The sequence below is a fragment of the Lysinibacillus sp. fls2-241-R2A-57 genome, assembly GCF_030209535.1.
Lineage (GTDB): Bacteria > Bacillota > Bacilli > Bacillales_A > Planococcaceae > Lysinibacillus.
The window spans coordinates 23,354-31,384 of sequence record NZ_JARVRU010000171.1 but is presented as its reverse complement, the minus strand read 5'-3'; the positions used below and the strand labels follow the sequence as shown (position 1 = coordinate 31,384).

The 8,031-nt window shown below is 35.2% G+C and carries 10 protein-coding genes; 6 read left to right on the top strand and 4 right to left on the bottom strand.

Annotated elements, in window-relative coordinates; genetic code table 11:
• Window positions 1-607: 607 nt before the first annotated feature.
• The 3 genes from QRN68_RS22405 to QRN68_RS22395 all read right to left on the bottom strand — a co-directional run bounded on the left by QRN68_RS22405 (window position 608) and on the right by QRN68_RS22395 (window position 1,890).
• On the bottom strand, window positions 608-892 hold the full coding sequence (locus QRN68_RS22405) for a hypothetical protein (protein WP_285399314.1): 285 nt from the start codon (window positions 890-892) through the stop codon (window positions 608-610).
• Between the two features lie 630 nt (window positions 893-1,522).
• Complete coding sequence (locus QRN68_RS22400) at window positions 1,523-1,711, bottom strand: hypothetical protein (RefSeq protein WP_285399313.1); 189 nt, start codon at window positions 1,709-1,711, stop codon at window positions 1,523-1,525.
• A gap of 5 nt (window positions 1,712-1,716) precedes the next feature.
• Window positions 1,717-1,890: a YvrJ family protein gene (locus QRN68_RS22395; protein WP_083227054.1), complete on the bottom strand. Its 174-nt coding sequence runs from the start codon at window positions 1,888-1,890 to the stop codon at window positions 1,717-1,719.
• Between the two features lie 225 nt (window positions 1,891-2,115).
• Here QRN68_RS22395 and QRN68_RS26980 point away from each other — a divergent pair, with 225 nt between their 5' ends.
• From QRN68_RS26980 to QRN68_RS22375, 5 genes are all read left to right on the top strand, one after another.
• On the top strand, window positions 2,116-2,217 hold the full coding sequence (locus tag QRN68_RS26980; RefSeq protein ID WP_350224368.1) for a glutaredoxin family protein: 102 nt from the start codon (window positions 2,116-2,118) through the stop codon (window positions 2,215-2,217).
• Between the two features lie 284 nt (window positions 2,218-2,501).
• Window positions 2,502-2,624, top strand: a complete 123-nt coding sequence (locus tag QRN68_RS22390) for a hypothetical protein (protein ID WP_285399312.1) — start codon at window positions 2,502-2,504, stop codon at window positions 2,622-2,624.
• Between the two features lie 143 nt (window positions 2,625-2,767).
• On the top strand, window positions 2,768-3,358 hold the full coding sequence (locus tag QRN68_RS22385) for a sigma-70 family RNA polymerase sigma factor (protein WP_285399310.1): 591 nt from the start codon (window positions 2,768-2,770) through the stop codon (window positions 3,356-3,358).
• Between the two features lie 5 nt (window positions 3,359-3,363).
• The gene (locus tag QRN68_RS22380; protein WP_285399309.1) at window positions 3,364-3,564 is read left to right on the top strand and encodes a hypothetical protein; all 201 of its coding nucleotides are present in this window, start codon (window positions 3,364-3,366) and stop codon (window positions 3,562-3,564) included.
• A gap of 581 nt (window positions 3,565-4,145) precedes the next feature.
• Window positions 4,146-5,174, top strand: a complete 1,029-nt coding sequence (locus QRN68_RS22375) for an S-layer homology domain-containing protein (RefSeq protein ID WP_285399308.1) — start codon at window positions 4,146-4,148, stop codon at window positions 5,172-5,174.
• Between the two features lie 57 nt (window positions 5,175-5,231).
• Here the strand turns inward: QRN68_RS22375 and QRN68_RS22370 are convergent, their stop codons facing one another.
• Window positions 5,232-5,927 (bottom strand): ZIP family metal transporter, encoded by a 696-nt coding sequence (locus tag QRN68_RS22370; RefSeq protein WP_285399306.1) that lies wholly within the window; start codon window positions 5,925-5,927, stop codon window positions 5,232-5,234.
• 325 nt (window positions 5,928-6,252) lie between these two features.
• Between QRN68_RS22370 and QRN68_RS22365 the strand changes: the two genes are divergently transcribed.
• The gene (locus QRN68_RS22365; protein ID WP_285399304.1) at window positions 6,253-7,941 is read left to right on the top strand and encodes an FAD-dependent oxidoreductase; all 1,689 of its coding nucleotides are present in this window, start codon (window positions 6,253-6,255) and stop codon (window positions 7,939-7,941) included.
• Window positions 7,942-8,031: the final 90 nt, after the last annotated feature.

The following is an 8,031-nucleotide window of genomic DNA, read 5'->3' as shown; positions in this document are numbered from 1 at the left end:
AAAGCACTTCATTCCTCCCAGCTCTGAAGAAGTGGGCTTCCTGAAGGTCAATTCTGTGATAAAGAGTTGGTCTCTTGTGTTTCAGGTCATACAACTGCAGCCGTAGCAGCAATTCGTGCATTCTTCGGACCACAAGCAATATTCTGTTAGTATGAATGAAAAAGCCTTTGAAGGAATCAACCCTTCAAAGGCATTTCTAGACGCTTTTTTGAATAAAATTATGTTCAATGAAAATATATAAATACAAGCATATAGACACTATTAACATCCCTAAGCTTATGACAAATAAACCCATTCCACTCCAACTACCTATAACAAACGACATAAGAACAGCGATTCCCCAAAAAATAAGTGTTATCATGGTAGCTTTTCTTTTATTTTTAACGACTAACATACTTATCACAAATACTATCACATTAGCAAGAAAACCTATACCAATTGGAATTAGAATATCCATTTTCTTATCCCATTCCTTTCTTTGCTTCGTTTAAATAAGTTTTAGCCTAACTCTTATTGTGTATTATACAAAAAATGAAAAAGAATCAATATGGATTAAAAATACTCCCTTTAGATAAGCTAATCTGTCTAACTAATAGGGAGTATTTTTTTATGACGAGCTCCAATGAAATAGTAAAAATAAAGCAATGAATAAAATGATAACAGCAATAATAAAAGCGATGTAGGTACTAGCTTTACCTGTTTTATTTTTCATTAACTTTAAACTCAGCACTATATTGATGATTGATAATGGGAACGCTAGCCAAACTCCTAAGTTGCCTATAAGTTCAATTTGAATTGGTGAATGATTGTAAAAATAATAATAGGTGATACCTAAAATAAGTAAAATTGTCAGCACAATATTGATGGATGCAATTTTATTGTTGCTGATCATAATCTCCTCCAATCAATCCCTTTATGATCTATAGTATGCTTTTGAAAAATAATGTGATAAAGAAATTCAGATTCATGGATTTGATTATGATAATTAAGTACATATTATCATTTTTACATATTTTGGGCAATGAGGTGGGGAGTGGGTCATCACCAAAAGTTGTGGATGACATTTGTTAAAACATATGCCATTTATTAATTGATCTTCGTTCCGACTGGATGACTCCTTGGGGATTAGCGTTACAGATGAGACCCTGCGGCGTGCATGTAGAGGAACGAAGACTAAGAGCATCACATCCTGGATTTATCGAAACAAAATCGCTCTTTATCGAAACTATTTGAGCTTTTATCGAAACAAAATCTCATTTTATCGAAACTTTTTGGGCTTTTATCGAAAAACAAGCTCTTTCTATCAAAGAAATCAACCACACGTTATGGTGAAGAGCCAGGGGAGTGGAGCACAGTTTATTTCAATTGAATAAAACCATTTCCAACCTGATTGATCGAGTCATACACATACTTAGGCATCAAATGCGGACATCCGGGTCACGAAAAAAGATTTAAGATAAACACCCACCAAATTTTGGTAGTCCAACCCCTAAATTATTCGGAGGGTTTATTTGTAAATAGATCATATTTCCTTATCTTGAGGCTGACAATATTCCCTCAATAAATTGGAAGAAACACTGGCATTTTTAATAAGATTTATTAGTAAATCGCGTTCTTTTGGAGTCAGACTGTCATTCGTTAAACAATTTGAATAAAATGATTGAACTTCTCTTGCTTTACAGTAACAAGTCATTAATTTTTCAATTTCCATGCGGATCACCCTCCTTTTTTGTAATTAAGAGATTTTATAACTTCAGATAACTCCATGATGACAGCTTCTAATTTATCAATTTTCCTTTCAAATCGAATGAACAGATAGACTGTTATGGCAATTGGGAATCCAAAATTTCCTATTAAGCTTATCCACATTGGAACATTTTCCGGTGTCATAATGTAAACCAACTCCTTCTCACTCTAAAATAGTAGTACAAGGTGATACTCCGATCCGAGGAAGGTGTTGCAGAACTGTTAGGCTATATCACCAAAATTTATACTGTAATATGTAAAGAGGATCCTTCCTTAATAAAAACAACCTGACAGTTTAAAAATATTATTTTGTGATGGTTTCATTTCTATTGTGTTTGTCCCCTTTTTAGAAAAAAGGAGGACTTTAAAATGAAGTATGCTATAACGGTATTTTCAAGCGATGGATGTCAATATTGCGTTAGGTTAAAGGAATGGTTAGAAGAAAATAATATAACTTACCAAGTGTGTTGATTAGGAAAAAAATAGGTTTATTATTGAGTGGTAAAAGGATTTTTTCGTTACTGCTTTTCCGATATATTTCCATTTTAACTGATTGTAGCGTAGGGCTACTCGACTCCCGCGGGAAAGCGAGACAGACGAGACCCTGCACGGAGCAGAGCGGAGGAAGCGGCCGACGCTCGCCCGCAGGAAAGCGAGTAGCCCGTAGCGGAAATCAGCCTCTTTGAATGTATAAAAATGGTTAATCAACACGCCTGATAACTTACATCAATAAAGATATTACTGATGAGCATGTATTGAATGAATTTAAGCAATATGAAATCAGCGCTATCCCATTTACTTTATTAGTCACTGATAGTAAAGAAGAGAGAATTATTGGTTATCAGCTAGAAAAAATAAAAGCTATTTTAGATAGTTGAATTAGTTGGTTTAAATCACCTTTTTTGTATAAAAGGTGTTTTTTTATTCGTTTTAGGAACATTTGTTCTTATTTTGGTTTATAATATAGAGACTACATTCACTTTATATAGAAAGAAGGCGGATATTTAGGAGGGATTATTAAATGGATAATGATAACCAAAAAATAGAGGAGTTCTTTTACAAAAATAATGAACGGGTTAACAATCCAATTATAAAAAGCTTTTTGTCGGATGCTAAAAATCTTTATTTGGTGCAAAAAGCGATCTTAAATCCAACTGATAGTAATAAGAAACTCGTTGATGAATCTTTTCAGGCTCACTATATAAATATTAGGAAGATCAAATATGTCAGTAATTTGATTCATTTTTTTAGCCTAGATTTTGATAAAAAAAGAAGAAGGCTACAAAATCGTTCTTTATTAATATTGGATAAGGGCTTATCAGAAGAAGGTGGCACGACAGCAAAAGAGCTAATCGAGGATGAAAGCAATGAAAAGGAACTTAATAATATAGTCGGTGATGGGTTATTGGACAATATTGAAGATGAACAGCTTTTGAAGTCCTTGCAAAAGTTAACAGTGAAACAGCTTCAAATTTTGGAGCTGATTTATGTAAAAGATCTTTCTACAAAAGAAATCGCACAAACGTTACAAACAACACCACAGAATATATCAAATCTTCACAGGAAAGCTTTAAATAAACTCAATAATACTCTCAGAAAAAAGGGGGACTGATTTATATGACGAACTTAGAGAACCAACACATCAAAGAGACTCTTACAATTATAGAGAATTTCACACCTAGAATTAAACAATGTCTGTACAATACAGACTATCAAGAAAGGGAAGACTTGGAACAAGAAATTAAATTAAAAATTATAGAAAAGCTGGCAACAGTAAAGTTTCAGAATGCACCTAGTTTTTGGGATTTTTTCTCGTGAACCTTATGAGAAAAGAAAGAGCGTTAAACTCATACATCCAAATTCAAGTAGGGCATTATCATAAATGGACAAGACAAAAAGAGTAAGCGCTTTTCAACTTGCTCTTTTTTGCATCCCCGAGCAGTTAGAGTCGTAGGTGGATCATATCCTGGGCATCTGCGAGCAATTAGAGTTGTAAGCTGATCCAACCCGGGCATCCCCGAGCAGTTGGAATTGTAAGCAGATCATATCTAGGGGCATCTCTGAGTTGCAACTAGGTCACTTTTTCGTCATACTTAAGAAATGGAACTTTATACCCAATTTAGAGATAATACGTTTGCTAATTTTCTCTATAAAGCTAACAACAGGATATTTGTTAGTTATTAGAAAAAATGATGCGTTTTGTTGAATTTATTGAAAAAAGTCACCTAATTTATAGCAAAAATCATGCATGTATTTTCTGGAATTACATGAAGATTTATTAAATTTCTTTGTTTTGAAAAATAGGACTTTATAATAATTTTGAATTACTTACATATTTTTATAGATTTGATAACGGTTGTTTTAGTACACTAAAATTATGAATTGAAAGGGGAAGAACTATGAAAAAGACATTATTAGCTGGCGCACTTGGTATTGCATGTTTTACAGGAGGTTTTGGATTACAAGCAAATGCTCAAGAAAATGTAGACCTTGCTAACGTTATCCACCCTAAGCAGGTAGTTGCAGCAGCTACTCAAGTGCAAGCAATGAGCTACCAAGATATTTACAAAACACTTTTACTTTCTAAGTTAAACTATGACGATAAAGAAATGACTTTAGTATGTACAAAGGATAGTATTACAGTAAAAATATCTTTACAAGGGCTTATGAAATACTCTGAAATGAGTGCAGAGGAGCAAAAAGAGTTTAAAGAGGTTTTCGGTGACTCTATGCAAATGAAATTCTCTCCATCTGGAAATTCATTCAAAGCAGAAATGTTTGCACAAGGAAGATGGCAAACTTTAACTGATGCAGAATTGAATGATTTTATAGCATCGATTAGTGAGGATTCTATAGACTTAAAACCAGGCGGTTACTTCACAGACACTATTGGACATTGGGCTGAGAGCTATATCCAATTACTTTACCAAGCTGACATTATTAAAGGAACATCGGCTACAACATTTAATCCAAATGGACAAGTAACACGCGGACAATTAGCTTCTATGATTTTCCGTGCTGGTGGATTAGATGTGAAAGAAGATTACGAAGGCCCTGCTACATATAAGGATTTAGGGAAATACCCAGGTGCTAAGGAAGTAGCGATTTTAGAGGATTATGGCTTAATCGGTATTTTTGATGGTGCTAATTTTGAGCCATATAAACCTGTAACACGTGAGGAAATGGCCTATGTAACAGCAAGTTTATTAGAGTCAATGGAATTTGATGTGGCTAAGGCTAACAAAAATAACACATTTGCAGACAAAAACCAAATGCGTAAGGAAACTGTAGAATCAATCGGTTTATTACAACAATTAGGTGTTGTTGACGGAGCAAGTGGTAAATTTAATCCAAAAGGTAATCTTACACGTGCACAATTCTCTAAAATTTTATCACTTACATTATTAGCAGCAGCTGATGAAGAATAATACTATTCTTCATTAAAGTGAAAAAAGCAATCCACATTCTTTTGGTGGATTGCTTTTTTATTCGACTAGCATATGAAATACGTAACTTAATAAATAACCTAATGAAATATTTGTTAAAAAGGATTTTCGTGTAACTGAACGAAAATGATGCAAAATAAATTCTGAAATACTGGCGGTTCCAAGCAACCCGATCGATATGCCCATTAGTAGCCCTTGTTCCTTTTCAGTTAAATCCCAATATTGACCAATCTGTATAAAAATACTAAAGAAAATTGAAAATGCTATGAAATAAAGAAAGAGTCTCCATAACCTTTCTCCTTGTGATAGTAATGCAGTTGAAAGTGCGAAGCCTTCTGGTAGATGATGTAGAATAATTGATGCTGTAATTGTAATACTTAATGCCGAGTTCGCTAATAAATTTCCGACAGTGAGACTAATAGGAATGGTATGGATAATGATGGCGATTGTAAGTATCGTTACAGAGGGGTTTTGTGTATGGGAAGTGTGAAATAAACTATGGAGTGTTTGAAAAATTAAATAGCCAACAAGAATTCCAAGTATAAGACCAAATGATTTGTATAGTTGAAAAGAAGAAGGAATGACGTCTAATACAAGTAAGCCAACTAAAAATCCACCACATAATAATGATAGTCCTTGGGTTGTATGCTGAAATAGCTTAGAAAATACCCAAGCTATAGCTCCTCCAATGCTAACACTGAACAAAAGAAATCCACCTAATATTATTGCATTCAACTGCAAATTTCCCCCACCCCTCAAATACTTTAAGCCGTTTTACAAAATATATGCTAAGTAGAAATGAATATGATAAGCGGAAGTTTTAGAAGAAAAGGAATCAATTTATTAAAAGGTTATATGATCAGAGAATCTAGGTTTATCGAAATCTGAGTAAAAGCTTGAATGCACAAAATTTTCTTGAACAACACGCCAAGTAGAAACAGACATTAACAACGAATTATAATAAGGTTTAATTGACTGAAAATTCATTTAACTTTATACTCTTTAAGTAATACCAGATTCATTGATTTAGTTACTACTAATGAAGGTGAGGAATGTAAGTATGGAATGGGATGCGAGTTATGATGTAGTTGTCGTAGGTTCAGGAGCAGCAGGATTAACAGCAGGTCTGACAGCAAAGCTTCAGGGCATGAAATCACTAGTCATTGAAAAGACAGATCGTTATGGTGGGGCTTCTGCCTTGTCTGGTGGTGCACTATGGATTCCAAATAATCATGTGATTAAAGGTGAGGGTGTTCCAGATACACATAAACTAGCGCGTTTATACTTAGATTCAACGATTGGCAATCGTGTGCCAGAGGCTTTGAAGGAAGCTTATATTACACGGGGACCAGAAATGTTAACGTTTTTAAATAATCATACGAGGCATATGCGTTTCCAATATGCTAAAGGTTATTCAGATTATTATCCTGAAAAACCAGGTGGCTTACCTCAAGGACGGTCAATTGAGCCACGTATTTTTGATTTGAAGAATATGGGCTCATTAGCAGAGACGATGCGTCGTGCGACAATGTCCACTAAAGGTTTTACGATGAATAGCTATGAATTTCATAAGGTAAATATGATTAGACGTACAACAAAGGGGAAAACGACAGCGTTAAAACTAGGCATGCGATTGGTGAAGTCGAAAGTTACAGGAAGTATGCTTGTTGCATTAGGGGAGGCATTAATTGCTCGTTTACGAATGTCACTTGCTGAAGCGAATGGAGAGCTGTGGATCTCGACTGCTTTTAAAGATTTCATCGTTGTAAATAATCGGGTGACTGGAATCGTTGTAGAGCGAGATGGGCAGGAAATGCGTATTGAAGCAAAGCGTGGAGTTGTGCTTTCTTCAGGTGGTTTTTCTCATAATCAAGCATATCGCGAAAAATATTTGCCAGTACCAACAAACGCAAATTGGACTTCTACGCCAGAAGGACAAACGGGTGACATTATCGAGCCAAGTGTGAAAATAGGGGCGACACTAGATTTAATGGATAAAGTTTGGGGAGCACCTTCCGTTATTGATCCACAAGGACATCCTTTCTTCTTAGTTGCAGATCGAGGAGTTCCTAATATGATGGTTGTAGATAGTGCAGGAAAACGTTATTTAAACGAAGCGGCACCTTATCATGAATTTGTAGACAATATGCATATCCACCATCAAAAAACAAACAAAGCGATACCTTCTTGGATAGTAATTGATGCAACAGCAAAGAGTCGTTATATTTTCACTGGGCTTTTCCCAGGGCAAGCTTTCCCGAAAAGTTGGTTTGATAAGGGTATCGTGAGAAGTGCGCAAACAATTGAAGAGCTTGCATGGCAAATGAATGTTCCTCCAGAAAATTTAGTGGACACTGTAGAGCGTTTTAATGCTTTTGCTCGTAATGGTCATGATGATGATTTCCTTCGAGGCGATAGTGCCTATGATAATTATTATGGAGATCCTACATTGAAAAATCCAAACTTGGCAGAACTGGAGAATGCTCCATTTTATGCACTTCGTTTATATCCAGGAGATATTGGAACGAAGGGTGGATTAGTGGTGGACGAACAAGCTCGTGTTGTACGAGCAGATGGTACGGCAATTGAAGGTTTGTATGCCTCAGGAAATTGTTCAGCCTCTATTATGGGCGAAACATATCCAGGACCAGGCGCAACATTGGGACCTGGTATGACATTAAGCTATATTGCAACAACGCATATGGCAAATGCAGTTAAAAAGGAACATTCAACGATGCTAGAGGTATAAAAGATGCTATTTGTAGACCTAAGTTCAGTATTTTGCTGGATTTAGGTTTTTTGTTTATGGTCATTCAATTCGAAAGGGTTCTATAAGATA

Excerpts from the sequence above, each read along its gene's own strand:
- QRN68_RS22405 (WP_285399314.1), bottom strand. The coding sequence starts at position 892 with ATGATCAGCAACAATAAAATTGCATCCATCAATATTGTGCTGACAATT.
- QRN68_RS22400 (WP_285399313.1), bottom strand. The coding sequence starts at position 1,711 with ATGGAAATTGAAAAATTAATGACTTGTTACTGTAAAGCAAGAGAAGTT.
- QRN68_RS22395 (WP_083227054.1), bottom strand. The coding sequence starts at position 1,890 with ATGACACCGGAAAATGTTCCAATGTGGATAAGCTTAATAGGAAATTTT.
- QRN68_RS26980 (WP_350224368.1), top strand. The coding sequence starts at position 2,116 with ATGAAGTATGCTATAACGGTATTTTCAAGCGATGGATGTCAATATTGC.
- QRN68_RS22385 (WP_285399310.1), top strand. The coding sequence starts at position 2,768 with ATGGATAATGATAACCAAAAAATAGAGGAGTTCTTTTACAAAAATAAT.
- QRN68_RS22380 (WP_285399309.1), top strand. The coding sequence starts at position 3,364 with ATGACGAACTTAGAGAACCAACACATCAAAGAGACTCTTACAATTATA.
- QRN68_RS22375 (WP_285399308.1), top strand. The coding sequence starts at position 4,146 with ATGAAAAAGACATTATTAGCTGGCGCACTTGGTATTGCATGTTTTACA.
- QRN68_RS22365 (WP_285399304.1), top strand. The coding sequence starts at position 6,253 with ATGGAATGGGATGCGAGTTATGATGTAGTTGTCGTAGGTTCAGGAGCA.